24 protein-coding genes are annotated in these 26,692 nt (G+C 42.2%); 18 read left to right on the forward strand and 6 right to left on the reverse strand.

Annotated elements, in window-relative coordinates:
- Window positions 1–48: 48 nt before the first annotated feature.
- From AY605_RS08210 to AY605_RS08275, 14 genes are all read left to right on the forward strand, one after another.
- Window positions 49–1,089 carry a hypothetical protein gene (locus AY605_RS08210; protein WP_064095928.1) on the forward strand — a complete coding sequence of 347 codons (1,041 nt, stop codon included), beginning with the start codon at window positions 49–51 and terminating at the stop codon, window positions 1,087–1,089.
- Window positions 1,090–1,171: 82 nt separating this feature from the next.
- Window positions 1,172–1,735 carry a hypothetical protein gene (locus tag AY605_RS08215; protein WP_064095929.1) on the forward strand — a complete coding sequence of 188 codons (564 nt, stop codon included), beginning with the start codon at window positions 1,172–1,174 and terminating at the stop codon, window positions 1,733–1,735.
- A 54-nt stretch (window positions 1,736–1,789) separates the two neighbouring features.
- Window positions 1,790–2,272: a hypothetical protein gene (locus AY605_RS08220; RefSeq protein WP_064095930.1), complete on the forward strand. Its 483-nt coding sequence runs from the start codon at window positions 1,790–1,792 to the stop codon at window positions 2,270–2,272.
- Between the two features lie 64 nt (window positions 2,273–2,336).
- Entirely contained in the window at window positions 2,337–5,417 is a 3,081-nt protein-coding gene (locus AY605_RS15265; RefSeq protein WP_064095931.1) for a tape measure protein, read from the forward strand.
- Window positions 5,414–5,833, forward strand: a complete 420-nt coding sequence (locus AY605_RS08230) for a hypothetical protein (RefSeq protein WP_064095932.1) — start codon at window positions 5,414–5,416, stop codon at window positions 5,831–5,833. The genes AY605_RS15265 and AY605_RS08230 overlap by 4 nt, the downstream gene beginning before the upstream one ends.
- Window positions 5,823–7,796, forward strand: coding sequence for a hypothetical protein (locus tag AY605_RS08235; RefSeq protein ID WP_064095933.1), 1,974 nt, complete (start codon window positions 5,823–5,825; stop codon window positions 7,794–7,796). The genes AY605_RS08230 and AY605_RS08235 overlap by 11 nt, the downstream gene beginning before the upstream one ends.
- 9 nt (window positions 7,797–7,805) lie before the next feature.
- Window positions 7,806–9,422 (forward strand): hypothetical protein, encoded by a 1,617-nt coding sequence (locus AY605_RS08240; protein ID WP_064095934.1) that lies wholly within the window; start codon window positions 7,806–7,808, stop codon window positions 9,420–9,422.
- Between the two features lie 53 nt (window positions 9,423–9,475).
- Window positions 9,476–10,678 carry a hypothetical protein gene (locus AY605_RS08245; RefSeq protein WP_064095935.1) on the forward strand — a complete coding sequence of 401 codons (1,203 nt, stop codon included), beginning with the start codon at window positions 9,476–9,478 and terminating at the stop codon, window positions 10,676–10,678.
- Window positions 10,671–11,021, forward strand: coding sequence for a hypothetical protein (locus AY605_RS08250; protein WP_064095936.1), 351 nt, complete (start codon window positions 10,671–10,673; stop codon window positions 11,019–11,021). The genes AY605_RS08245 and AY605_RS08250 overlap by 8 nt, the downstream gene beginning before the upstream one ends.
- A complete protein-coding gene (locus tag AY605_RS08255; protein WP_064095937.1) occupies window positions 11,018–11,404 on the forward strand; it encodes a hypothetical protein in 387 nt (128 codons plus the stop codon). Before AY605_RS08250 ends, AY605_RS08255 begins: the two co-directional genes overlap by 4 nt.
- An 18-nt stretch (window positions 11,405–11,422) precedes the next feature.
- Window positions 11,423–13,510: a hypothetical protein gene (locus tag AY605_RS08260; RefSeq protein WP_064095938.1), complete on the forward strand. Its 2,088-nt coding sequence runs from the start codon at window positions 11,423–11,425 to the stop codon at window positions 13,508–13,510.
- Complete coding sequence (locus AY605_RS08265) at window positions 13,503–13,736, forward strand: hypothetical protein (protein WP_064095939.1); 234 nt, start codon at window positions 13,503–13,505, stop codon at window positions 13,734–13,736. Before AY605_RS08260 ends, AY605_RS08265 begins: the two co-directional genes overlap by 8 nt.
- A 60-nt stretch (window positions 13,737–13,796) precedes the next feature.
- On the forward strand, window positions 13,797–14,186 hold the full coding sequence (locus AY605_RS08270; RefSeq protein WP_064095940.1) for a hypothetical protein: 390 nt from the start codon (window positions 13,797–13,799) through the stop codon (window positions 14,184–14,186).
- Window positions 14,187–14,206: 20 nt separating this feature from the next.
- The gene (locus AY605_RS08275) at window positions 14,207–14,953 is read left to right on the forward strand and encodes an N-acetylmuramoyl-L-alanine amidase (protein WP_064095941.1); all 747 of its coding nucleotides are present in this window, start codon (window positions 14,207–14,209) and stop codon (window positions 14,951–14,953) included.
- Between the two features lie 72 nt (window positions 14,954–15,025).
- Here the strand turns inward: AY605_RS08275 and AY605_RS08280 are convergent, their stop codons facing one another.
- The 5 genes from AY605_RS08280 to AY605_RS08300 all read right to left on the reverse strand — a co-directional run bounded on the left by AY605_RS08280 (window position 15,026) and on the right by AY605_RS08300 (window position 21,210).
- Window positions 15,026–17,014 carry an acyltransferase family protein gene (locus AY605_RS08280; RefSeq protein WP_064095942.1) on the reverse strand — a complete coding sequence of 663 codons (1,989 nt, stop codon included), beginning with the start codon at window positions 17,012–17,014 and terminating at the stop codon, window positions 15,026–15,028.
- A gap of 240 nt (window positions 17,015–17,254) precedes the next feature.
- Window positions 17,255–18,550 (reverse strand): Y-family DNA polymerase, encoded by a 1,296-nt coding sequence (locus AY605_RS08285; RefSeq protein WP_064095943.1) that lies wholly within the window; start codon window positions 18,548–18,550, stop codon window positions 17,255–17,257.
- Window positions 18,547–19,104: a LexA family protein gene (locus AY605_RS08290; RefSeq protein WP_064095944.1), complete on the reverse strand. Its 558-nt coding sequence runs from the start codon at window positions 19,102–19,104 to the stop codon at window positions 18,547–18,549. Before AY605_RS08290 ends, AY605_RS08285 begins: the two co-directional genes overlap by 4 nt.
- 178 nt (window positions 19,105–19,282) lie before the next feature.
- Window positions 19,283–19,549, reverse strand: a complete 267-nt coding sequence (locus tag AY605_RS08295) for a hypothetical protein (RefSeq protein ID WP_064095945.1) — start codon at window positions 19,547–19,549, stop codon at window positions 19,283–19,285.
- Between the two features lie 65 nt (window positions 19,550–19,614).
- Window positions 19,615–21,210 (reverse strand): tyrosine-type recombinase/integrase, encoded by a 1,596-nt coding sequence (locus tag AY605_RS08300; RefSeq protein WP_064095946.1) that lies wholly within the window; start codon window positions 21,208–21,210, stop codon window positions 19,615–19,617.
- Between the two features lie 102 nt (window positions 21,211–21,312).
- Here AY605_RS08300 and dusB point away from each other — a divergent pair, with 102 nt between their 5' ends.
- Window positions 21,313–22,359, forward strand: a complete 1,047-nt coding sequence (gene dusB, locus AY605_RS08305; protein ID WP_064095947.1) for a tRNA dihydrouridine synthase DusB — start codon at window positions 21,313–21,315, stop codon at window positions 22,357–22,359.
- Window positions 22,360–22,606: 247 nt separating this feature from the next.
- Window positions 22,607–23,284 carry a hypothetical protein gene (locus AY605_RS08310; protein WP_064095948.1) on the forward strand — a complete coding sequence of 226 codons (678 nt, stop codon included), beginning with the start codon at window positions 22,607–22,609 and terminating at the stop codon, window positions 23,282–23,284.
- 59 nt (window positions 23,285–23,343) lie between these two features.
- Here the strand turns inward: AY605_RS08310 and AY605_RS08315 are convergent, their stop codons facing one another.
- Window positions 23,344–24,387, reverse strand: coding sequence for an NAD(P)H-dependent flavin oxidoreductase (locus AY605_RS08315; RefSeq protein WP_064095949.1), 1,044 nt, complete (start codon window positions 24,385–24,387; stop codon window positions 23,344–23,346).
- 207 nt (window positions 24,388–24,594) lie between these two features.
- On the opposite strand from AY605_RS08315, the gene AY605_RS08320 reads away from it, so the two are divergent.
- Window positions 24,595–25,854, forward strand: a complete 1,260-nt coding sequence (locus AY605_RS08320) for a putative DNA modification/repair radical SAM protein (RefSeq protein ID WP_064095950.1) — start codon at window positions 24,595–24,597, stop codon at window positions 25,852–25,854.
- A complete protein-coding gene (locus AY605_RS08325; protein ID WP_064095951.1) occupies window positions 25,854–26,633 on the forward strand; it encodes a TIGR03915 family putative DNA repair protein in 780 nt (259 codons plus the stop codon). The genes AY605_RS08320 and AY605_RS08325 overlap by 1 nt, the downstream gene beginning before the upstream one ends.
- The last annotated feature ends 59 nt before the right edge of the window (window positions 26,634–26,692 follow it).

Raw genomic sequence — 26,692 nt, forward strand, 5'->3', positions numbered from 1 at the left:
TTACACATAAGTTGATAACTTACACCTGATTTTTGTGAGGATAATAATGTGAAGAAAATTTTACTAATTAGTATAATGGGGTTAGGACTATTGGGCTGTGGAGGTGGAGGTTCATCTGATACCTCTTATAATGAAAAGCCCGCTAATAGTGGTATCAACAGTAAAAATTTTGACAGCTTTACTACATTCAATTGGAAATCAATCCAATTTAAAACTGGTTTTGTTGAAATTATTAAAAATATGCGAAATTCAAATATTTTATATACTAATTATCAGAAATTAGAGCCTGACAATATTGAGCTATATAAACGACATATTTTGAGTAAAGACGGGTTATACAGACCTGATCCAATGAACTACCAATTAGGGTATAGAACATATAATATTAATTATGTTTCTAAAGATGGAAATGTTTTTAGTAAAACGCCATATAGTTTAAACCAATTAAAAGATCTTCAAATTCAAGAACAAGGACAGTGGATTACGCTTGATAACATTACAGTAAGTGATAGAACAGCTGTCTACTGGAATATTCTTGCAGATCAGTTGCCATCAAGTGTTTGGTTTGATAAAGGTGAGCGTGGCACCCAATTTAAAAAATTCTTAGCACTATCTAAAGTTACAAGGTTTCCTTCTGGAGCTAAGTGTTTTAAGTCTGAAAAGACAACTTATTCAATGCCATTTTTTGTGATCACTGAAATCGGTTCAAGTGCTTATGTGAATGGTCAAAATGTTAAAACATTTGATGAGTTCTTGAAAGCAGCCGGTACTAATAAGGTAAGCGGGACATGGGGCGGTGTATCTTGGGCTTATTTAAAAAAATATGATCAACCTGAATATTACGTTGCAGATATTGTGGCAAATATTGATGGTAAGCTGAGTGTTGGTTATTGGGAGAAGGATCCAAATACTACATTGCAAAAAACATTGAAAGAATATGAAAATCTGCTCCAGCAACCATATGTTAGTCAGGAAGATCGTATTTCTTTTAATGCAGCAATAGAAGAGGTTAAGTATGAATGTACATATTTCAATGATATTGCCGCAAATACTATTGAGAAACTGATTGATCAAAGTATCTCAAATTAAAAAATAAATAATTTTATATTGAGCCCTGATGGGATAACCATCAGGGTTTTTTTGTCATTAAAATCTAATTTGAGACATCATCATGAATGATTTTTTCCTAGCAACGAATCGAAGCATCAGAATTAATGATATTGAAGTACGTCAGATCCAGATGAAAGATTTCGATACCTGGGCAATGCATGCTGAAGTATTGAAGAACTTCATTAAAGACCAAAATCATTCAGATGAGATTTTAAATACTTTATTCCAGGCTCATGGCGTTCAAGTCATTTCGACTATGTCATGCGTCACCGATCTGGACCATGAATCACTGGTAGAACTTGCTGCTGATGAGCAGGGATTTAAAGATCTACTTAAAGCGGTGCTTCTCGTTAATCAGACTTATTTCAAATACGAAAAGCCTAAACGTGGAGTGAATAAACAAGATAAGGACTCCACCTGGTTTGATTCATTCCAGTTTCTGGTATCCATGGGCCATCAACATAGTGAAATCATGCAAATGACCTACGGCGCATTTCAGGGCTATGTTAAGGCGGCAAACAAGCTGTATAAGCAAGGGATCTTTAATAACGCCGTTGCTGGTCGTGTTGCTCAATCGGATAAGAAGGGCTTTGAGTCATTCAAGAAAGAAATGGTTTCTGATTGATCAGCGATCTTCCTAAAGTTATGATGCGAAAATAATAATTTAGGGGATTGGCGAATGGCAAATAATTGTGTGGACTGTAATAACTGCGGACATATTGGCTGGTCAAAACCCAAAGGAAGCTTTTTTTTTACTATTGTATTGGCATTATTCTTTATTTTACCTGCAATTATTTATGAGATTTGGCGCAGAGTAGGTTTAGGTGTATGTGAAAATTGCAGTAGCAGTGCTGTTAAGCCGTCTAATGTATGTAGAACTCAAAGAAAAACAGATATTGGTTCAATAATTACTATTTTAGTTTTAGGCATAGCTGGTGCCTTCATTGTGGTTTTATTATATGGTTTTATTGATGGCGTCGTGAATGGCTCACATGTTAATGCTCAAACTAATAAAAACATTCAGGATCAATGCTTGGCGAAAGGATTAAAACACTATCAAGAGATTGGTCAGTACCCAACATTACCTAATGGGGTAGAAACATCAACCTATGTTTTAAATGAATGCAAGAACACTCTTGATGGGAAATATAAAGCACCTTAAATAGTTTCAATTAATTAAAACCCGCTTCGGCGGGTTTTTTATTGCCTAAAATTCAGAGGTCAACATGTCTGGTAAGAATCTAACTTTTAAATTAGTTATGGAGGCTGACACCCAAGCATTTGTCTCCAATATGCATCAGTCAGAGAAAGCAGCAAAAGAGGCGTTTGCGGCACTCAAAACTGGCTCAGCAAATCTTGTGGGTGATACTAGCAGTGCTACCAAAGAAGTAGATCAGCTTGGCATCCAGTCTCAAGAGACCGCACAACAAATAAAGCAACTCGATAAAGAATTAGAAGCAGCATCGCAAGAATTACAACAAACAGAACAAGCATCTAAAGGTGTTTCTGGGGAGTTACAAGGCTTAAAGACAGGTTTTAACGCTGTATCCGGAGCCTTAGCTGCTCTCGGTATTGGCACTACCGCAATGGAGATTGCTCAGACTGCTGATGAATATAAGAATCTATCTGGCCGCCTGACAATTGCAATTGGCGAACATGGCAACCTTCAAAAGGCCATGGATGATGTTAAAAATGTTGCTATTGCAACAAACTCCAATCTAACTGCAACAGGTGACCTGTATTCCCGACTGACTAAGATCGGTCAGGAAATGAAATGGCCACAAGAGCAGGCACTGGCTTTAACCGAAACCATCAATAAAGCAATTCAGGTGGGAGGTGGATCAGCAGCATCAAATGAGGCAGCGATTACTCAACTTAACCAAGCATTAGGTTCAGGTGTACTTCGTGGTGATGAATTCAACTCAATGATGGAGCAGTCACCGAGATTGGCCCAAGCATTAGCGGATGGGCTTGATGTGACTACAGGCAAATTGCGCGAGATGGCGGGGGAAGGGAAGCTTACAACTGATGTGGTAACGAAGGCTTTGTTAAGTCAAAGTGAAGCAATTAGCGCAGAATTTTCCAAATTCCCGACAACGATTGGGGCATCCATAGAAAATTTAAAAACAGCATGGACTGTCTATATTGGTGAGGCAGATGCTGCAACCGGAGCAAGTGCTAAAGTTGCAGAAGCAATCAAATTTGTTTCTGAGAATTTAGATACAATCGTTTCTACATTAACACTGGCAGGACAAGCATTTATTGCTTACAAAGCCTTGAACATTGGCATGATGTTCTTGGATAAAGCAGCAGGTATTCGGGCAGCATCCACAGCGATTACACAGGAAACAACTGCAGTTGTAGCGAATACACAGGCACAAATTGCGAACGCAGCAGCAACAAGAACTACAGCTACTGCAAAAACTCAGCTCGCTACTGGTTCAGCAGCTGCGGCAACATCAGCTGCAACTACAAGCGGGTCAATTATGACTCTTGTGAGTCGATTAGGTGCACTTGGAGTGGCAGTTACTGCTTTCGGGGTTTTGATACCTACCGTATTTCAACCACTTGGAACAGCCATTGGTGAAAGTGCAGCCAAGCTTATGGGCTATGGCAAAGCTATTGAAGACCTTGAAAAACAAATTGCTGCAGAGGAAATTCAAACCAAAGCCGCTGCTGATGTAAAAGCATCTTTCACAGCAACAGCTGAAAAAGCGCGCGAAAAGACTTATCAGCTTACTGAAGAATCTAAAAAACTGATTGCTGAATTTGATGAGTTAATTAAGAAGGGGGAACCAACTAAAGATGCATTAGAGAAAATTTCTAATGCTATGAAGTTTGATTCAACCCGAGGGATTAATGACTCGATTACAGCTTTGATTGCGCTGAAAGATCAGGGAAAAATTACAGCAGACGAATTGCAGGTTAGCTTAAGCAAGGCGCTTGATGGTAAAGATCTGCTTGTATTTGAAGCCAATGCTCGTGCTGCATTTGCTGGAACATCAAAAGAAGCAGAAAAGAGTGCTCAAATCACTGAAGCAGTAATGAAGGCCGCTTTAGAACGCACAGGGATTAGTACCGAGCAATTAAAGGGTAAGTTTTCTTTAGCTTTCCAGTCAGCCACCAATGATGTGCAAATCATTATTGAAAACCTAGATAAGTTCAAAGCGCAAGGTATTGATACAGGTCTAGCTTTATCAGCCAATTTAAATAAAGCAGTAGATACAGCTCAAACGCGTGCCGAGCTGGATTTTGCAAAAGCAAAACTCATAGAACTTGAGAGACAAGGTATTATTACTGGCGAACAGGTTGCACTAGGACTAAGCAAAATTGAGCAAAAGGCTGGCCAATTACCTGCTGCTTTAAACCCAGCTATTGCCGCATTCAATGAGTTTGGTATCAAGACTGTAGATCAGTTGAATGAAGCAGCTCTTGCAGCTCGAAAAAACTTTGATGTGGTAAGCAAGAGCGGGCAAGCTACTGCTGATGGTATTAAGCAAGCCTATATACAAATGCTTAATGCTGCGATGGCAACTGGTGATAAAGCCCAAATTGCATTAGTACAAGCGAAAGCAGCAAGTCATGGTTTACAAGTGGAAATCACAGACAATGGTAAAGCTATTGTCAAATCCATGGATGACTGGGAGAAAGCCAATCATCGGGTCAGAGACTCTGCACATAGAATCGGTGATGGATACCGTCATGCAGGTCAGATCGCACGGGAAGAAGCTAGATCTTCTACCGAAGCCTGGGCTGATGCTGTCAATAAAGCTAAAGGTGATTTCAATAAGGAAATGAAGCGACAGGGCGATGTATTAAGCAAGGGTATTTATGGCTATGACTCCTACACCAGAGATGAAGTACTTTCCGAGCTGAAAAGTAAGGGATATAGCGATAAGGAAGCTCAAAAACTGGCTGGCGATATCTGGTCCAAAGCGATGGCAGCGGATCGGGATGCCAAGGCTCAAGGACTGGGTAAGGATGGTAATCCAGCCATGAAAGCATTGATCAATGCTGAATTTGATCGGGCAGCAGCGAATGGTCTGACCACTCAGCACGGAACCAACAAGATCAATGAATTGCTTCGTTCTATTAATCTCGCGTCAACAGGTTCCAGTGGTCTCAATGACTATGCGCCGTCTATTCCGTCAGTACCATCTGTCAGAGACACTAATCAGCCTGCCAAAGAAGTTACCTATAACTTTGACTTCAATGGTAAGCAGATGAAATTTAGCGGTCCTGCGGGACAGGAATCTTTAATGAATGAACTTGTGAATCAATTAAAAATACAGGCGAAATCCACATGAAGCTTATTCGCTTAGCAACATCAGAAACCGTCCCATTAGAGGACGGTTTTTTATGGCCTGATGAATTTTCATGGAAGGCCATTGAGCAGAGTCAGGCTTACTCCATGGATGGCACTCTACATATTCAGGAAGGTAAAAAGAAGTCGGGCCGACCAATTACCCTGCAGCCGGCAGATCCACAGATGGGCTGGATCAGGTTGCGTGAACTGCGGACTGTTTTGGAATGGTCCAGGCTACAGGAGGAGAATTTCAGACTGCAATTTGAGCAGCCACATGATAGCCGGAAATTCACCGTCAAATTTAACCACCAGGATGGGGCTTTAGAGGCCACACCGGTAAAAGGAATTCCAGCGGTATCACTGGATGATTATTTTAATGTGACCTTGCGCTTTACGGAGTTAGACGATGGCGATTGAAACCAAAGATTTAGTGATCTACAAGTCTGAACGCTTGACCGATAACTCGGATGGCGGTGGTAAATACTCTGGTGTCGTGGTGCAGGATGGCATCAGCAATAACCTGTTCAATGATGTGTCAGAGATGGATGGGGCCATGGGGGATGTCTCCATGCGCAAGGTCTTTCCAGCGGTCACCACTGAAGATACTGATTTACTCATGGGTGCAACGGTATTTGTCTCTGAACTGCCGAAGGATCCAAACGTATCCGCACTGCTATTTAGCACCAAAAACTGGAACGATGAACGTCAGGCTGCCCAGAACCGGGTAGAAAACTATTTAGCCAAAGGCGGGCAGATTGCCGGCACACCACTTGATACCCATTGGCAGGGTATGTCATCACTCCAGGTCGCCATGTTTCCTCAGGAAGTGGAGTCTTCGGTAGGCGATACCATTGTGCTGGTCAGTGATGAAGGCAAGGTATTGGAGCGCGAACAGTACGTGCGAATCACCAAGATTGAAACCCGTACTGCCATTATGGTCATCGATGGTAAGAATGTTGAGTATAAGGTGGCGACCTACTCACTCAATGATCCGCTCGAAGTTGATTTTGTCGGATTATCGGCACGCCAGTGGTACAACGGTGAGAAATCAAAAACCATTATTCGCGATACCATTGTGGCGGATACCGGCCTTTACTATTCATCTACAGCGCTGGCATCTGATGCCAATGTGGGTGAATTTACGGTCAATGCCAAAAGTATTTTTGCCCAGCTAATTCCATCGGCCCAGACCGAAACACCGATCATTGATGTGAACGCTGCAGGTGAAAGCGTGGTGCTGGTAGCGGGTAATGAAGGCACGATCACGGTCAATTATCCTGGCATGAACATTGGTGTCAGTCAGAACCTGTATATCGGCTCAGCAGTGATTCCATCAAGTGTGTCGTTTAGCTTGCAAGGCCAGCAGATTACCGATCAGGGCGGCCTGCTTAAAAATACCCAAGGCACCCAGGTCGGAACGATTGATTATCAGCGTGGCTTGATTCAATGGACTGCAGCAGCACCAGCCAGCACTGTAAGTTTGAATATTACGTTTAAGCCGGCAGCTGCACCAAATCAGTATTACCAGAGTCACGCGATTCCAGTAACCCAGAATAACCAGGGCAGCAATTGGTCCGGCGTTTTAATTCCAATTCCGGCACCAGGCGCTTTGTCGATCTCGTATATGTCGCAAGGCAAGTTCTATGAGCTTAAAGATGATGGCTCGGGCCAGTTAAAAGCTGCCAGTCCGTCATTTGGTTCGGGCATGATCAACTATGAAACAGGCTCATGGCTATTAACGACTGGTGCCTTACCGGATGTGGATACGCCGATTCTGCTGAACTGGGGTACACCGATTGTCACCTTTGTTCGATCAAATTTGAGTGTAGAAAAAGCTGCATTTGATTTTGATTTAGGTCGACCAGGTGTTTTGCCGGGCATCACCATCAACTGGTTGCTTGAGGGTGAGGCCAAAACAGCGACGTCCAATGCTCAAGGCAAGTTTACTGGTGATGCCACAGGTGAAATCAACTATGCCACCGGTATCGGCAAGATCATTCCAAACAAGCTGCCACAGAAAGGTACAGTTTTTTCGGTGATTTACAACTATGGCCAATCACTTGAGCAGACCAAGAGGGATGTTGCACCAGATGCCAACCAGAAGCTGGTCTTCAACATTGGTACCGGCCCATCAATTCAGCCGAATAGTGTCGAGCTGGAGATTCCCGTTCAGAATACCGACCGGAAATTAACAGGAACAGTGCGCCTGTTTGATGTGCCAGTGAATGTGATGATTGGCAATCTGGTCGATGAGCGTGGTCAGGTACAGGGCAGCATTACCTATGCTACTGGCGCAGTTGAAGTCACACCGGTGGTATATCAGCAAGTATTCAGAAAAGAGTACTTACCAATGATGTCAGTAACTTATGCAGCAGCATAGTGAGGAAATATGTCTTTTTATTCTCCACAACCATCCAGCGTCCAAGGCGAACAGGTAGAGCTGAAAGCTTTTGATACTGTTGATGTACAAGTGAAATACCGTGATACGTCAGGTTCTAATTCAGCCACACATACAGTGACCGCAAACAAGCTCAAGCTGGATTTATCCTCCGGTTTTGATGAACAAATTTTGACAGGTTCAGCTCGCTTCAAAGTTGGCGCTGATACCTTTCTGGATCGTACCGGTTTACTGTATCGTAATGTGAATCCGGCCAATAATAGCGGAATTCAGTCAGGTGTTATTCAATACGGCACCGGGATTGTTGAAATCGATTCCTGGACTCCGAATGCAGATAACACGATTACTCTGGAATCCTTAACTACCACCACCGACCTGTTACCGGTCAACAAGATCAGTTTTAGAACCCCGATTATGCCGATCCGGCCACAGTCCTTAACTGTGGTGGTGGGAACCCTTGAATATGGCCAGCTGACACTGACCGCTGATGAAAATGGGGTGATCGAAACCAGTCGGGCGCATGGGCAGGTCAATTGGGAAAATGGTTTTGTCACCATTTACTTTTATACCAAAACCAGAATCACCGAAGCCAATCGGGCTGAGATTGCAGCCAAGGACTGGTATGATCCTTTACTTGAATATCAGGAAGGTCTGGATACTTATATCAATGTTCCGGTCTGGGTCGATGCTTCATCCGTACGCTATAACGCTGTGGCTTATACCTATATTCCACTAGACTCTGAAATTCTAGGTCTGTCTGCCACGCGTTTGCCGATCGATGGCCGGGTGCCGATCTTCCGGGTTGGTGGGATTGGTATTGTCAGCTCAAGCAAAGCACAAGAGCTGCCTAGTGCAATTGCAGGTACCACATACGATCTGAATGATCAGCGCATTTCATGGGCAGAACTTGAGGATACTAACGGAACGAAAGTAGCCTTCGATTTGTACACAGTGGATTATGATTATGGCCGCGTGACATTGGGCGGCGACTTCGCACTGGGTAATCTGGTTGCACCACTGACAGTGAGATACCGTTATCAGGATATGGGGCTGATCCGTGATGTACAGATTAATGGTCAGCTGACTTTCACCAAGCCTTTAACCCATAACTATGATGCAGTGGATACGATTGTTGGATCTGCTTTAGTGATTGGGGATATGCAGGCACGTTATACCCGCAAGTTTGTGCAAGGATCTTGGAGTAATGTATGGGCTGATGAGCCAACGGGCGCAGGGATTTTAGCAAATTACAATGATGCGTTATATCCAATTGCTGTGACGAACAAAGGTGCGATTCAGGAGCGATGGGCACTGATTTTCACGGATAACACCAATTTCCGCTGTGTTGGTGAATATTCAGGGCAGATCGGCACGGGGAGTGTGAATATTGATTTTTCACCGATTAACCCTGTGACTGGCTTGTCTTACTTCACGGTAAAAAAAGAAGGTTGGGGCGCAGGTTGGGCAAACAGTAACGTGCTGCGCTTTAATACTGTAGCTGCAAATTTCCCGGTCTGGGTGATCCGCACAGTAAAACAATCTGAGCCAACTGTTATGTCAGATCAATTCCAGATCATGCTGCGTGGTGACATTGACCGCGTGGTTTAAAAGTTAAATCAAATATGGCCGCTTGATGCGGTCTTTTTTATGAGTGAATAAAAATGGCAATGAAGCAGACACAAACTAAATTATTTGATTTTTCGGATGTAGGCTTGGATTTCAGTCCGGGATCAAAAAACCTATTCCCGGATCGTTTTAAGAAAATGTTAGCACTGGGCTATAACGAGCAGACTGTTTCAAGCGTGGCTGTAACAGGCAATCAGGTCACTTTCACTTATGGTGTTTCACACGGATATAAGTCTGACCGTGTTTTAAAGATTGATACAGGTCCTTTAGCATCAATAAATAGCGGCGAGTTCTGGATTGATTCTGTCACTACTAATACGGTCACGATGACGATTGATGGGGCGCCAACTTCAATTGCAGGTAATTTCGCAACTAAGGTTGCATCGCTTGGTTGGGAGCTTATGTATGAACAGGCAAACATTCATATTTATCAGTTTAAGCATATTGATAATACAGACATGTATGCGCGTTTATGCTTTCAAACAAATTTAACAGCTCGAAATGTAGTGAGTGTTTGTATTGGCAAGACATTTGATGTTGTAACTGGGTTTATAACTGATGAATTTTCACTAGCAGAAACAAGACAAATTGCAACTCCAACAACTGGAACCAAGTGGGAGTTTCAGCTCTATCCAGGTGGCTCAGACAACAACTCAACATATAGTGTAGGTTACCCAGCATATGGCAAAGCTATGTGTGTTGGCAGTTTGTATCACATGGTTTTGATGACAAATCTTGACTCAGGACAAGGACGAGTTAATGCAATTTTCCCGCATAGTGGTGTTGATTACGTTTCTGTGGACTATCCCGTCTTATTAGCAGAAGACTCAGGCCCATCTTCATCAAACACATGGAATTTCAATCAAAATAATACTGGTCGAGTATTTGTTGGAAATATACGTTGTAGATTAGGTGTGTCTTCAAGCGGAAATTTTTCTGACTTGCTTTCAACAACAGAAGTCCCCGCAACCTCATTCTTATCAAGTTTAGTCCAGCCATTTAATATCACCACTGCAATACAATTACCTGTTTATGAATTTAGCTCATCTCAGAAAATTGGTTACGCTTATGGTGTGTATCGCTGTCTTTATGCAACATCAAATCGACCATCAACCGATAGAGCACAAAGCCCAGCAGTCCTAAATGGCGAAAATGCAGAGCTGATTCCGACTGGTAATTTTGGCAACGATCCGTATTTTTACATTTCTGCCCCACTGGAGGAGGTGATACTTGATTAAGTTGCATCGTGTTTTTTTTGGTGGATACCGTGCAGATGTAATCCGCTTAAAAGCAAAAGGATATACTATAACTCGATCAGTGCGGGTGCTTACAGCTACAAATATCAATCACGGTAGGGGGATGATTAAAGGCATAACCAAAAAAGTAGGTGCTAATTACTCACCAGTACCTGTTTGTGTATTTCGCCGCGACAACCGTCAATTGCTCTGGGAAATCAAATCTAAAGCTGATGGCTCTTATGCATTTAGAAACATTGCCGTAGGGCTTGAGTGCTTTGTAGTGGCTTTTGATCCGAGCAATCAATACAACGCAGTCATTCAGGATAAGGTAGTCGCAAAATGAGTAAAACATCAGTCAAAGCACGGCTTGCCATGATTCAAGCCTTTGCAAATTTTATAGATAACGGTGGCCAAAGTGCTACCGTTATTTTTTATGAAGGTGTGCAGCCTGCTAGTCCTGCGGTTGCAGCAGACTTAGGCAATGCGCTTGTGACGCTAACTTTTCCAGAGCCATGTATTAAAGAAACTACGGCTACCTATGTTGAGTTTCACCCAACCGACACAGCCACTGTAATTAAGGCGGGTACTGCAACATGGGCGCGTATCTATAATGGTGCAGGTGAAGTTGCTGCTGATCTGATGGTAGGTGTAGATATTAGCCTGGCTAATACTAATCTCGCGCTTGGCGGCACGTTGTCAGTCACCTCGATAAAACTCAGACCTTAATTTTAAAAGGGTGCTCATGTGGATTTTAAAAATAAGCTCGGCACCGTTGATTCGCACAATCTCAACCTAAACTTCAAGCCAGATAATACTGACAGCCACAATGTCATTCTGAATTTTGAGCATCTGGCGAATGGCACAACCAATCTTAATTTTGGCGATGATGTTACAGCTGCAATCGATACAGTACTCGATGCTGAGTTTACATTTGATGTTACAGCGGTCTATGCCGACAGTGGTGCAAATACTGCAGTTATAGACACGGTACTCGACACCAAATTCAGCTTTGATGTGGTTGCTGTATTTAGTGAAAATACTGATGTTCTTGGTCAGATCGATACTGTTTTAGATACGAGCTTTAGTTTTGAGGTCGAAGCGGTCTTTGTTGAAAACCTCTGCATCATTGATATGGTTTTGGACACTGAGTTTCAATTTGAAGTTAAGGCATTATTCGACATCAATCATCTGGTCGGTGTGTCTTATGGTTTTGACATGCGATATCAGAAGGCCATCGCAGCCTTGAGTACCACAGAAATACCATGGGCCAAGCCAATATTAAGAGTCTCGAATGAGGCTCTTTTTTATGATCAAGGCTTAGTCATTTCGAATCAGGCAAATATTCAGTATGAGCAGGCAGGCTCATTAATCCAAGCGGTCAGATCCTTGCATGAGCAGGCAACCGGATTAAGTTCTGATGCTTATATTGTTTGGGAAGAAGGCGATAAACGCTTTATTCATCAGCGCTATCTGCATGAAGAAACGATCAAACTGCGCCATAACCGGGAAATGATCTGGCAGGAGATGATCCGCAAGCGTAAGACTTTTACTTATTCACATGAAGTGGCCCAAGTCTTTGAGCACCGCTTTTCATTTGAGTGGGATAAAGGGCTTGAGATTGTCACCAGGTCAGATTTGCCCTGGGATCAAGCCAAAGCGATTCATTATCGTAAGCATCCGGTTCAACCTTGGCCAAAGCCTGAAATACCTAAATATGAAGGTAGTACGGATTTAAACTTTATCTGTCTCTGTCATGAGGTTGATTCACATGATGTTGTTTTAAATTTTGGTGCAGATGACTGTATTCCAGCACTGCCGAAAAGGAACTGGTGGTATATCGTGAACACACTAATAGCCGAGCGATTAGATACCGGCGAGAAGATCAAAGTTATGGATGGCACCTACAGCACCAGCCGGTCACAGTGGTGCTGGACCTATTCAATTACTGTGGCTCATACTGAAAAAGTTAAGCTGCAGCCGATTAATGGCCAGCCGGTGATTCTTAAGATCATGATCAATGGATTTGAGCACCATATTCTGCTCGAAGATCCAGAGGAGACCCGACGCTTTGCCAGTGTTTTATACACTTATCCAGGTCGAAGTGTGACTGCATTAAATTCTGATAAATATGGGCCTTCACGCTCATTTATTCAGGACAATGAACGAACCTCTGTACAGTTGGTGCAGGCAGAACTTGATCGAGCAAATAGTGGTACTGTTTTGAACTGGAAGCTGATTGATGAACTGGGCTGGATCGTGCCTACTGAAAGCCTGAGTTATGCAGAACTTGCACCAATCGATGCAATCAAGCAGGTCGTTGATGCAGCAGGTGGCTTTATCTATAGCCAAAAAGCAGGCAATACCCTCACCATTTTACCCCGGTACCAGAAAGGTTATTGGGATGCGATGACGGTAGATGATTACGACATTCTGTTGTCTGAAAGCCTGGTAATGCAGCAGAACATCAAGCAGAACGATGAATACATTGCTGACTTTAATGCCATCACAGTGGTGAATAGTCGAAGTGGCGAAAGCCTAAAAGTACAGCAGAGAGGTACGTCTGGTGATGTGCCATTAGAAACAGTCACTGGACCACTCTTTAATATGGTGTCGGGTGCGAGTTATGGCAAAAATGAACTGGTGAAAGCTAATATTCAGGAGCTACACACTTTCTCGGATCTCCCGGTCAGTCAGGAAATTGGCGAGATGTTACCTGGTAAAATCATTGCCTTTAATGGCCAGTGGTGGGGCGTGATTGATTCGGTATCAGGCAGCTTTTCATACGAAAAGGTGAATGAAACCATTACCGTGGAGCGTATTAGCCGTGAGTAATCCTTTATTTGAACTGCGAAAGCTTTTAAATCCAACCCATGCTGAATACATCGGTACCATCACCTCAGTGAAGCATCCAGAATACCGGGTGCAGATCGACGGTGGATCCGGTCCAGTATTATGTACATCTGGCACAGCTTATAATTTAGGTGCCAGAGTATTCATCTCAAATCAGGTGATTTTAAGGCCAGCGCCCACGGGTCAGCATTCAGAAATAGAAGTCTAAACTTAACCAAACAAAAGCACCTTTTAGGTGCTTTTTTATTGCCAAAATTTAGGAGGGCGTATGCCTGACAATGAAACATACGGAGTGCGTGTTGAGAAAAAGCTAGATCAGCTGCGCTTAGAAATGGGCGAGCTGAATAACAACGTTATTCGTTTAACTGAACGAAATGAATATTACCAATCACAGGCAGTAGCAAACCGACGGGATATTGATCTGCTTCAAGCAGATATGAATCAAGCAAAGGGAGGGCTCACCTTCGCCAAAGCCATGGGGGGATCTGCTATTGGACTGCTTATAGCGTTCGGTTCCTGGGTGTTTCAGAGCAATACCGGACTTGCCAAAGAGAATGCGGGACTAAATCAAAAACTGGCCATCATTGAATCAAAACAGATTCGAATGGATACGGACTTAGCAGCAATGCGAAATCAAATTGATCAACAGAAAAAATAAATCATCAAAGAGAGGAAACCATGAAATTAATTAATGAAAGTGTATGGAAGTTTGACTCAGTAAAATATGGCGCCTATATGGCGCTTTTTTTATCCTGTATACATTTGGTTCTTCAGGAAGTGTATAACGCCAATGTGCTGCCTGAGCCATATCAAACGATTGCATCTTTAGGTTTGATGTTTTTGGCTGTACTTATTGGCCGTAAAAAGGCCCAGCCAAATCTCCAGCAGCCTTTAGGCTTTGCCACAATAACAGCAGGGCATAGCAATACTGATCCAGGTGCCGTGAATGGTAAAGTGAAAGAAGCAGATCTGGTGGTTAATTTCCGCAATGCAGTGACTCATTATTTGCGTGAGGCAGGGCTACAAGTCAAAACTGATGGCACTGGCACCAAGAACGACCCATTGTCTGCTGCAGTCAAATTAATTCAAGGCTCAAGTGTTGCAGTTGAGTTCCACATGAATGCTGCAGCATCGAAGCAGGCCAATGGTGTTGAAACGATTGCTTTGCCGAAAGACAAGAAGCTCGCACAGGATTTGTCGAAAGCTGTAGCAGATGCGCTGGGTAGCCGGTTACGTGGTGATAATGGCTGGATTGATCAATCTAAGTCAGCACGTGGCCGCTTGGCATACGTGAATGCTGGTGGTTTGATTGTGGAGCTTGGTTTTATCTCCAATGAGGATGAGTTGGCCCGATTTAATGCGCGCTACTGGTTGGCTGCTAAGGCTGCGGCCAAAATATTGATCGATTATGAAAACTGCAATTAAAATCTTAACGCTGTGCATCCTCCTATAAGGTTGCACAGCTATTTATTGACCATAGATTTTTTAGTTAAGGAACTAATTTTCAATTATATCTTTCAGGGGGTTACCAAACTTTTTTAAATACTCAACGCCCAATTGTCGCGAGCCCTGATCATTAATATGATTGTCATCTTTCCAGCGATATAAAGGCACATTATTTAGCATGATTTTACATGCCTGCTGGTCACAAATAATCTTATTGGGATCAATGACTTTCAATCGTGGATATTTGATTTTAGCTTCAGCCACAACCTGATTAAACTGTTTTAAATGCGTTTCATAACTCGCTTTCGAAACCGTACAGGGAGCATGTCGATTTAGAATCTCATTACGGATATTACAGTCGGAAGGAATGTCATCCCAATCCAGACGCGGCACATCATTCAATAAAATCACCTGATCGCTGGACTGATGAGCAATTTCTAAGGCTTTTAGCAAGCCTCCTTTAAAGATATCTTTTTCACTCTGATGGACACCATCTTTAAGTTTGAACTCATCACCAAAATACGATGCATAAGAGCCAGCCATAATAATCATTGGATAGTGCGTATTTTTAAGATGAGCTGTAATGGCATCATTACGTTCCTGAAATTTGGAAAGTTCCTTCCACTGCTTCAGCTCAAATACAAATCTCTTGATTCCAGGTAGATAAAATGTTGAACTTTGGGTAATGTCATAACCTCGCAGATTAGCATCTTTCGCCCACTCATCTAGCATTGCAGTATAGGCATTGGCATGAGAATCACCAATCAATAAGAAATCAACTTCCTCTTTAGACTGCCCCAATACACAATCCTTTGGGTCAGGTAAGACTTTGGAGTCTCCAGTATCCATACATTTTTTGCGGATTAAATGTGCATAAGAATGCAATGCCTCCTGTTTGGCCTGAACCGACGGTGGGAACCGATCTGGAAAGCCGTCATTGCTCTTAACAGTCAAGGCAACGCTAATAAAAACGCTTGCAGGAATCAAGAAACCTAAAATAATCACCTTGTAATTTTTTGCCATCACAAATCGTTTTAGGGGTTTTTCTACCAATGCATAAGTTAAATATGCCAACAACATAGACAGCAGAACAATGATGATCTGATATTCCAGATTTAATGGCAGCATATAAATGCCGAATAAAACGATAATTGGCCAATGCCACAAATACAGCGGATAAGAAATTTTTCCAACCCAGGTGCTAAGCCGATTACTCAATAATAGATTGCTAGAAGGTACAGATTGTCCCAAATAAATCACGATGGCTGTCGCCAAACATGGAATCAGTGCCATAAGACCAGGAAATGGCGTGTGCTTGTCAAAATAAATCGCTGCTATAAATAGAACAATAACCCCAACCCAGACAAGCCCTTGCAGTAATTTTTTAGATAGTTTTGGTTGTGGTAAACAAGTAATCAATGCACCCAGTAGCAACTCAAATGCACGTACTGGCATGCTGTAATAAGCTTTAGCAGGATTTTGAATCAGTTTTAGCTGAGCATATGCCAGGAGAACAACGATAGATATACTGATCATCAACCAAAGATATTTACGTGATGACTTGGCAAAAAACATCCACAATACTAAAGGCCAGAAAATATAAAACTGTTCCTCTACACCCAATGACCATAAATGTAGCAGCGGCACATTTTCTACGTTAGGGCTAAAGTAATCCCCAACTTCTTTACGCATATAAATATTCGCAAGAAGTAAAGTGGCATACATGACACTCTCAAAGTACTCAGTCAGTTCACCGGGTAGCATCACCTGCCAGGCAACGACACTAGCAACTGAGAGTACAGTAAAATAAGCAGGTGCCAAACGAACCACACGTTTTTTATAAAATCGTGCAATTGAGAATTGTTGGGATTGGATTTCGCGTGTCAAAATTATGGTGATGAGATAGCCTGAAATGACAAAGAAGATGTCTACCCCAATATAACCGCCAGAAAATAGTGACCAGCCCAAATGATTGAAAATGACTAGTAATACCGCAATAGCACGAAGGCCATCGATATCTGGTCTGTAGGCAATACTCATAAAAATAGTGGAAAAGTGAAATAATGTATTTTATTCTTTAAACACTTAAGATTGTATAATTTATATTTTTTAAATTAGATATATTTCATAAATTTAAAAGCGGATCTTTTTTGATTTTTTAAAGAGATATTAAAGCCTTTATATCTCTTCCTAAAAATATTTCCCTTTTGAATCGTATGTACCATATAAAAATAAATCCATTTTTTCTTATTCTATTTCCTTTAAAAATAAGCTAAATCTTTATTTTATAGTTAACATCCCCTCCCAACTAAAGTAATTCTGGGTCAAGTTTTGGCGTGACATTGCCCAAGCACGACCATGCATTTTGCATGGACCAATGGCAAGTTTCTTATCACCAAACTTAGTTTTTACTTTTTCCAAAGCCTCTTGCAGCCTTTCATTTTTTTCTATTTGCATACTATCAGAGAGCAAGTCATATATGTATGTCGACTTAGGCTCAATTGCGGTCAAAATTACTCCACATTTCTTAAACTCGATTCCTTCCTGAAACAGTTCATTTATTCGCTTCATTACCGCTCGATTTATTATGGCTGCACAATCAGTGGGTTCGGCAAATCCGATAGTGATCGACTTGTTATAGAAAGGTCTATGCTTGTCAAAAGGATTGGACTGGGCAAAGGCAATTACGCAGCCACATAGAGATTTGTCTTCTCTTAAGCGTTTAACAGCATTCTGCAGGTAATCACTCATTGCTTCAGACAATGACTGGATATCTGTTACCCGTGCACCAAAGGATCGGGAAGAAATGATCTGTTTTTTAGTTGCGGGTGAGGACTCAACCTCAATACAGGAAATGCCTTGCAGTTCCATGACAGTCCTCTGTACGACCACTGAAAATAGTTTTCCCATTTGATGGGAATTAGACCTGGCTAGATCGCTAACAGTATTAACACCTAAGCTCTTTAGTTTTTTACTATGCTGACGACCCACTCCCCAGACTTCGGAGACATCAATCAGACTAGAAAAATAATCACGATGTTTAGGATCCATAGAAACCAGATCACAAACCCCATTGAAGCGTTTAGCCTTCTTGGCCATATGATTAGCTAGCTTGGCTTCAGTCTTGCTTCGTCCAATACCGACACAAACCGGTAATCCGATCCACTGCAAGATCCGCTGTCGCATGTCTTGGGCATATGCTTCAAGATCATAATTCTGGGCATAGGCCGTAAGCTTTAGAAAACATTCATCAATTGAATAGATTTCCTGTTCACCTGGCGCCACGTAATCAGCCAGAATCGAATGGAAACGGTGAGACATTTCTGCATATAAAGCATAGTTACTAGAAAGAACCTGAACATTGTATTTTTCGACAATTTCCCGGATCTGGAATAGGGGAACCCCCATCTTGATACCAATATCTTTTGCTTCTTGAGAGCGCGCAACTGCACAACCGTCATTGTTGGAAAGAACAATGACCGGCACATCCTTAAGTTTAGGGTTGAACAGGCGCTCACAGCTTACATAGCAATTATTTACATCAATGAGCGCATATATTTCATGGTTATAGCTCATCTAAATTTCTTGATTACATTTGTGACTACACCCCAGATTTCAAACTGCTGGCCTTCTTGGGGATGAATATCTGGATACCCCTCATTCTCAGCTTTCAACCAACAACCTTTGGTATCAATAATCAGTCGCTTAACAGTAAACTCATTATCTACGCAGGCAATCACAATATCTCTATGCTGCGCCTCAATGCTGCGATCCACGATAAGAGCATCATTGATATCAATTCCAGCATTCAGCATCGAAAGGGAATTTGCTCGTACAATGAAAGTCGCATTGGCGTTATTGATCAGGAAGTCATTCAGATCGAGTTTCTTATCGACATAATCTTGAGCCGGTGAGGGGAAGCCAGCCTGAACGCGTTCAGTGGCCAATGGTATTTCTATTTTAGTGACTGGATCGAACTGACGGATATCAGTGATTTCATTTTCTTTTTTAAGGGATTTTAAGTATTCTTTGATATCAAGAATTTTAGATTCAGGTACTCGAATAACTTTAGTCTCTTCAGACTTTTTTCGACCTGCCCCGGCTCGAAAGCCCCCATGAGTATTATTCATAACTTACTGCTCCTTGATTTCTGTAACATTAATCAAGAGTGTAAGGATTCAATAAAAATCAAACAATTAAAATAAGTCTTTTAAAATCAATAATGCGACATAGAGTGACGTCAAAATATAAGATTTCAGATAAATGGTTACAACCCAAATTGACTTTTTAATTTGGACATTAATCGATTTATAACTTGATAATTTTCTTTAGTAAACCAAGTACTAAGAAGTAAATTAGGAGGGGAATACCTATGAGAATCAGAATAGAGATTATGTAAGATAACCAGATCGGTACCCCAAATCCAAACCCAAAGGTGAAAGCAAGACCTTCTAAGGCCTCAACTGGATTAATTGTAGATAATCTAAATCCTTCACCGCTTCCTGAAAAAAAATAGCTAAAAAATAAGAAAGAGAAGAGTGCAATGACACAGCTAATTACTTTATATATTTTCATTTCAATATCCTTTAATTACCACCCAACTACCATATCAGCCCAATCCTGCATCATTAATTGTGCCCTTACTTCTCAATATGTTTATCATCAATTAAATACTGCCCAAAACTATCCATCCAGCCTTGAATAGATTCATCCCATAAATATGTACGCGTCTTTAATTTCTTCACGATTGTAAGGTCTTTAACTGAAAAATGCGTACTTCCTTCCGGTAACTCATCCCAGTCTACTTTCCCATTTTCAATAAACCAATCCTCCCAGGCTAATTGGATATCATGAGCTACAAAATGCTTATTTTCATTATTCCAAGCGAACGGATTATTGCTATTCAGCTTATTCACATGCAGGCGTTTAAAGTATTTATTGTTCTGGTGGATCTCAATAAATACATCTAAATGTTTTTTGATGAAATCAAATTCGACATTAATTTCGCCATCATCTTCAAAAGCATCGTTTTTATCAACCAATGCCATATAGCGCTGTTTCTTACTCCATTCTTTGTAATAACTATTATAGTTGTCCTCAGCAACACGGATCGCTTCTTCAAACTCTAACCGGGTACCACGTTTTTTTAGGTTCACATATCGCTTTAATGTATTCCAGGACTCATGCAGGGTAATGGTCTGCAACTGAGGAATAGTAAATCCATCTTCAGCATATCGTGTGGCAGCCTCATGGCGTAAATCATGGAATCTTAAGTCAGTGATACCACATGCATTACATGCCCGGGTAAAATAAGTCGACACGGTTGCTGAATTAACCGGTATTAAAATGTTTTTGTCATAACCTAAGGCAACCATACGCTCACGTACATCAGGCTTCATGAATTCATCAATCATGTTAATGGCCCTTGGTTCCATGTGAGCATATTTATGATTGCCTAATGATCCATTTGGGTTTTTTGCATCACGGACCAGCCATTGATTATTCAAGTCATCATAATCATCCAGACGTAATGAGCACAATTCATCTTCTCGGCGTGCGGTATACACGGCAAACCACATGATCAAGTGCATAGGTGTGGAATTCTTGACGCGCTTCCAGCTTTTATAAAAATAGTTGGTCAGAATTTGAAGCTCTTCAGCGGTTGGCAACCGATCACGCTGTTTAGAACGTGTCACGATCCGAGACTTTTGAAGACCGATCATGGCTTTTTCAAATTCGACCAAGACAGTCTCTAAAGGTTCACCCCATACAAATTCAGCATGAACAATGACAGCTTTAATATGACTTAGGTCCTTAAGAACCGTTGCAGGTGCAACACCATCAGTGCCTTTAACTGGATCACCTTTACGACGCATAATGGCGTAATCAGAAAAGTCTTGTCGCGTTAAAGAATAGATATTCTTTTCAGAAATATCTAAACTAGCGATATGCTGTAGTGCTCCTGTTTTTGTCCTGGCAAAACTGTCCGCTTCATCCAAGTACTGAAATATAAAGTCTCTGAGAGTTTTGTGCTTAAGTTGCACCTCAGGGTTCAACATTTTTTCAGGGTGCAACTCAATTTCTGCTTCCGTGCGTTTGATCCATTCCTCAGCCAATGATTTTTTGCTGAAGGTCTTGGATTGCTTGAATTCAGGGTAGCCTTGACGTTGTACGCGGACTTGAGCTCTATACCGAGTTGTACCGTCTTTTGTTTGTCGCTTAGTGACCGTGCCCATGAATTTGCACCATTAAAATATTGTGGTGCAAACAGGGTGCAACTATAGGGCATTAAAAGTCAATACAGAGCGACTAAACGAAGTTAAATGAGGTTAAAGATTTTGAGTAAAAACAGTGTAATTGAAGAATTGTTTGGAAGATCAATAGATAACAAAATTTGGGTCGCTCCCATGGCAGGTGTGACCGACCGCCCGTTTAGAACCTTGTGCAAATATTTTGGCGCAGGTCATGCGGTAAGTGAAATGATGACGTCTGACAAAACTTTGCGAATGAGTAAAAAAAGCTTATATCGTGCCAATTTTGATGGAGAACTGGCACCGATTTCGGCGCAGATTGCCGGTTCAGACCCGCATGATCTGGCTGAAGCGGCACGTTATCAGGTGGCCAATGGCGCACAAATTGTGGATATTAATATGGGCTGTCCAGCCAAAAAGGTCTGTAACCGACTTGCCGGTTCAGCTTTGTTGCAGGATGAAGATTTGGTTGCGCGTATTTTAGATGCAGTTGTTGCTGCAGTTGACGTGCCGGTAACCTTAAAAACCCGTCTTGGTTATTTGAATGGACAGGAAAATATTATGCGGGTCGCGAAACGCGCGGAAGAAGCGGGAATTGCAGCATTGGCTTTGCATGGCCGTACCCGTGAAGACATGTATTTGAATACCGCGCGTTACACACTTATTAAAGATGTAAAGGAAATGTTGAATATTCCTGTGATTGCTAACGGTGATATCGACAGTCCTGAAAAAGCCCAATATGTGCTGGATTATACCGGTGCAGATGCAATTATGATTGGACGTGCAGCACAAGGCCGGCCCTGGATTTTTCGTGAAATTGCACATTATCTAAAAACTGGTCAACATCTGCATGCACCGAGTATTGCAGAAGTCAAAGAAGTTTTATTGGGACATCTGACAGAATTATACGAGTTCTATGGCGAATATTCCGGCTGCCGAATTTCCCGTAAACATATTGCCTGGTACACCAAAGGACTGCGATCTAGTAACGAGTTTCGTCAAAGCATGTATCAGGTAGAAAATACCGCTGACCAGTATCGTGTGGTAGAAGATTATTTTAATACCTTGCTAGAACATGGCCTTACAATGAATGATGTACAGGTTGAAGCGGTGAATTTACTGCAGACCCAATAAAGTCAGGACAACTGACCGATTTAGGTAATATTTTTTGTGTTAAATACCAACCTTTTTTATCTTGAGCAGACAAATTTTAGCACTCTGTTTACACTTGAGTGCATCTAATACATACCAGTACATTTTGTTCACTTAAACTGGACAGGATTTGGACATTGCTTACTCAGGCTTCCTCTAAGATAGATTCATCCATATATAACCCAGATGTGAACTTTCTGGCTTGTAGTCATGATTGAGGGAGATCTATATGACAAATACCAATCGTCCAGTTACAGAATTTAGTCATAAAACGTCAACGGAATTGCCACAAGAACGTAGTGAAGGTCTGAATGTCAATCCTGCTGACACTAATGCACGCCCGGATTTGAATACCCCCGTAAAAGATAATCCTCATGTTCCGGACATGAATGAAGGTAAGGATAATCTGGCTGCGACCAGCGCTGGTACTTTAGGTGGGGCGGCTGTGGGAGCAGTTGCAGGTCTGGTAGGTGGTCCTCCAGGTGCAGTGGTAGGTGGTATTATCGGTGGAATTGTAGGCGGAATTGCAGGTAATGATATTGCTACGCCAGATCATCAAAAACAGACCGATAACTATCAGCATCCTGAAAATCACCCAGAAGCCGATAACTATCGACATCCGGATCATCTGATTGCAGAAGATAAATACTGGAGAGATGAGTATCAAAACCGCCCGTATTTCAGTGAAATGCGGACCACTTATATCGATCTGGATTATGATCGCGACTATCGCGATGCCTACCGAGTCGGTTATGAAAACCGCTCAATGTATGATCGTGATACAGATTTTGATCGTGCCGAACCTGAACTGCGTACCAAGTGGGAAAAACTGAAAGGTGAATCACGCCTAAATTGGGAAGAAGCGAAATTCGCGGTTAAAGATGCCTGGCATCGTGTTACACGCTAGTAATCTGGCTGAATTAAAAAACCTCTCTATATAGAGAGGTTTTTTTATGATTTCAATGATTAAGGGTGCGACATTTCCAGTACGAGCTGGTTAATCAGATCGGAGGCTTCCATTTCACGAATCTGTGCTACATTTGAACCCGCCCAGAATGCACCATAACCTTTATCTCCATGTTTGGCAGCAGCAGCATTTAGCTGTTTAGCAAGATCATAAGTATATGGATAGGCTGGCACGTCCAAACGGTCTGGGGTATCGACTTCCATATGCCAGTGATTGATGATGCCGCGTGCAGGACGACCGGAAATGCTGGCACTGACTTGAGTGAGTGGCTTGGAAAGTAGAGCTTTACGATAGTCCTCATTGGCATTGGAAGATTTGCATTGTACAAATGCAGTTCCGAGTTGTACTGCCTCTGCACCGAAATCCAGCATCAGTCTGGCCTGTTGACCATCCATAATTCCGCCTGCCGCTACAACGGGCAAGGACGAATGCTGTCTAATCAGCTTGACCAGATTCGAGGTTTTAACTGAGGCATCAAATTTGGTTGAGAAAACTCCCCGGTGTCCGCCAGCCTCAATACCCTGTGCGACAATAATATCGATTCCCGCTGCTTCAATAGCCTTGGCTTCGGCAAAGTTGGTGGCAGATACCATAGTCAGAATTCCGGCCTTTTTGAGGGCTTGAATCTGATGTGGATGCGGAATACCAAAATGAAAGCTGACCGCTCGCGGTTTGGTTTCCAGTATCAGATTCAGGAAGTCATCATTGTCTTTAAAACTCGGATAAATGCATTCCAAATGATCCGGTGCCTGAGCGCCATATTCGGCAAATTTATCTTTAAATTGTGCAATCCATGCCTGTGCTACAGCTTCATCTACAGACACACTGTCATGACAGAAAAAATTGACCTGAAAAGGGCAATCAGTCAGTTCCTGGGTCTTTAAAATCTGTTGTCGGGCAGCCTCGATACTGCTGGCTCCCAGACCCAGTGAACCCAAGCCGCCCTGATTGGACACTTCGGCAGCAAGCTCAGGTGTAGAGACACCTGCCATCGGTGCCAAGAAAATAGGATGTTTAATTCCAAGATTTTCTAATAAAGACATAGATTTGCTCCTTGTTATGCTTTTACTTTGCCTTTGAGCACTAAATTAAGCAAATCATATTGGTTATTTTATTTTGAAATACTGCAGCATGGGTTACGTGCCATTTACATTTGTTACGACACACTATGTCGCAATTGGGACGGGTTGTTTATAGGTCTGGAAAGTAAGACTTTATAATAGCTTTTTGGTCAAATATCCTCTGAGCCCATGTCTGATCGTATCCGTGAAAAACTGCGAATTTTAGCCGATGCTGCCAAGTATGATGTGTCGTGCTCATCCAGCGGTAGCAACCGTAAAAATAAAGACAAGGGTGTGGGCAATACAGGGAATGGCATCTGTCATAGCTATACCGAAGATGGCCGCTGTGTTTCCTTGCTGAAAATTCTGTTCTCTAATGTCTGTATTTTTGACTGTTCCTATTGTGTTTCGCGCCGTTCCAATGACGTTCAGCGTGCAGCATTTACCGTGCAGGAAGTCGTCGATCTGACCATGAACTTTTATCGGCGTAACTATATTGAGGGGCTGTTTCTCAGTTCGGGGATTTTTAAATCAGCCGATCACACCATGGAGCGGATGCTGCAAGTCGTCAAAAAACTTAGACTCGAAGAAAACTTTAATGGCTATATCCATCTAAAAACTATTCCGGGTGCATCACAGGAAATCATTACCGAAGCCGGACTGTATGTCGACCGTATGAGTATTAATTTGGAAATGCCGACGGAAGCGGGACTGCAAAAATTTGCGCCTGAGAAAACCCATGCTGAAGTACAAAAAGACTTGGGCATTGTGCGTGACCGGTTGATCCAGCTCAAAGATGAACGCAAGCTGATAAAGTCCGTTCCAAAATTTGTACCTGCCGGACAAACTACACAAATGGTGGTGGGTGCGCATAGTGAAACCGATCAGGACATTATTTTGATGGCTGACCGGCATTACAAGGAATTCAAGCTGAAAAGGGTGTATTTCTCTGGTTATATCCCGATTAATCCTGAAGAGAAAACCTTACCCGCCATCGGTTCAGCACCGCCATTATTAAGAGAAAACCGTCTGTATCAATCCGACTGGCTAATGCGTTTTTATGGCTTTGCTGCTGATGAAATTGTCGATGAGCAGCATCCGAATCTGGAGCTGGAGATTGATCCCAAACTCAGTTGGGCCTTGCGTCATCCTGAAGCCTTTCCAGTCGATATTAACCGTGCCGACTATAAAATGATTTTGCGTGTACCTGGGATTGGCGTGCGTTCTGCCCAGAAAATTGTACAGGCACGCCGTTTTGGACAGATCCATATTGACCAGCTAAAGCGTATGGGTGTGGCTTATAACCGGGCGCAGCATTTTATTCGCTGTGCGGATACACCGAAATTTGGGAAAGATCAGCAATCCCATCAGATCCGCCAGCAAATTTTGATGTCAGGACAATCTAAATATCAGCAGCAACTTTCCCCTCAATTAGGATTGGGTTTTTAGTGGCAAGTTACTGTTTTGATGGCAGCATGACTGGTCTGCTCAGTTGTGTATTTCGTGCTTTCGAGTTTAAAGAATTTAATGTGATAGTGACGGCCAATCCTCAAGCACAAACAGGTTTATTTGATGAATTTATCCATGTGGCCTCTAATGATCAACATGGGCAGCGGGTGTGGCAGGGATTAAAGCAAAAAGTATCTTCCAGCAGTTTGCGTGCTTTTTACTATACTTTTCTTTCAGAGCAGGAAGCAGCGTTCCAGACTCTTTTTGATTTTGCAGTTTATGTCTTTCAAAACCAGCGTCCAGTCGATAAAGATTATGGTCATGCTGCGGTAATCGGCATGTCGCAATGGGCCAAGCAAGTGGGTCGGGAAAAGCATCGCATGGAGGCTTTTATACGCTTTAAAAAAGCCAAAGATGGCTTGTTTCTGAGTCTGGTCAGACCGGACTTTAATGTCTTGCCGATTATTTCCCGACATTTTCAGGAGCGTTATCAGGATCAGAGCTGGCTGATCTATGACGAGCAGCGTAATTACGGTATTTATTATGATTTAAAGCAGATGCATCAGGTCGAGATGAACGCGGAAATAATCGATCCACAAATCCGGATTGGTCATAGTCAGTCATTCAGTATTGAACTGGATGATCAAGAACTGCTATATGATCAGCTCTGGAAAGACTATTTCAACAGTGTGAATATTCAGGCGCGCAAAAACATGAAATTGCATATTCAATATGTGCCAAAGCGCTACTGGCGTTATATGAATGAGAAATTACTTTAAACAGTACATCAGGCTGCTTTCAGGCATAATAAGCATTGGTATATTTAAATTGAGTGTAT

The organism is Acinetobacter sp. SFD (genome assembly GCF_001647575.1).
Lineage (GTDB): Bacteria > Pseudomonadota > Gammaproteobacteria > Pseudomonadales > Moraxellaceae > Acinetobacter > Acinetobacter pecorum.

Coding starts and splice junctions, on each gene's coding strand:
- AY605_RS08215 (WP_064095929.1), top strand. CDS start 1,172: ATGAATGATTTTTTCCTAGCAACGAATCGAAGCATCAGAATTAATGAT.
- AY605_RS08220 (WP_064095930.1), top strand. CDS start 1,790: ATGGCAAATAATTGTGTGGACTGTAATAACTGCGGACATATTGGCTGG.
- AY605_RS15265 (WP_064095931.1), top strand. CDS start 2,337: ATGTCTGGTAAGAATCTAACTTTTAAATTAGTTATGGAGGCTGACACC.
- AY605_RS08230 (WP_064095932.1), top strand. CDS start 5,414: ATGAAGCTTATTCGCTTAGCAACATCAGAAACCGTCCCATTAGAGGAC.
- AY605_RS08235 (WP_064095933.1), top strand. CDS start 5,823: ATGGCGATTGAAACCAAAGATTTAGTGATCTACAAGTCTGAACGCTTG.
- AY605_RS08240 (WP_064095934.1), top strand. CDS start 7,806: ATGTCTTTTTATTCTCCACAACCATCCAGCGTCCAAGGCGAACAGGTA.
- AY605_RS08245 (WP_064095935.1), top strand. CDS start 9,476: ATGGCAATGAAGCAGACACAAACTAAATTATTTGATTTTTCGGATGTA.
- AY605_RS08255 (WP_064095937.1), top strand. CDS start 11,018: ATGAGTAAAACATCAGTCAAAGCACGGCTTGCCATGATTCAAGCCTTT.
- AY605_RS08270 (WP_064095940.1), top strand. CDS start 13,797: ATGCCTGACAATGAAACATACGGAGTGCGTGTTGAGAAAAAGCTAGAT.
- AY605_RS08275 (WP_064095941.1), top strand. CDS start 14,207: ATGAAATTAATTAATGAAAGTGTATGGAAGTTTGACTCAGTAAAATAT.
- AY605_RS08280 (WP_064095942.1), bottom strand. CDS start 17,014: ATGAGTATTGCCTACAGACCAGATATCGATGGCCTTCGTGCTATTGCG.
- AY605_RS08285 (WP_064095943.1), bottom strand. CDS start 18,550: ATGAGCTATAACCATGAAATATATGCGCTCATTGATGTAAATAATTGC.
- AY605_RS08290 (WP_064095944.1), bottom strand. CDS start 19,104: ATGAATAATACTCATGGGGGCTTTCGAGCCGGGGCAGGTCGAAAAAAG.
- AY605_RS08295 (WP_064095945.1), bottom strand. CDS start 19,549: ATGAAAATATATAAAGTAATTAGCTGTGTCATTGCACTCTTCTCTTTC.
- AY605_RS08300 (WP_064095946.1), bottom strand. CDS start 21,210: ATGGGCACGGTCACTAAGCGACAAACAAAAGACGGTACAACTCGGTAT.
- AY605_RS08310 (WP_064095948.1), top strand. CDS start 22,607: ATGACAAATACCAATCGTCCAGTTACAGAATTTAGTCATAAAACGTCA.
- AY605_RS08315 (WP_064095949.1), bottom strand. CDS start 24,387: ATGTCTTTATTAGAAAATCTTGGAATTAAACATCCTATTTTCTTGGCA.
- AY605_RS08320 (WP_064095950.1), top strand. CDS start 24,595: ATGTCTGATCGTATCCGTGAAAAACTGCGAATTTTAGCCGATGCTGCC.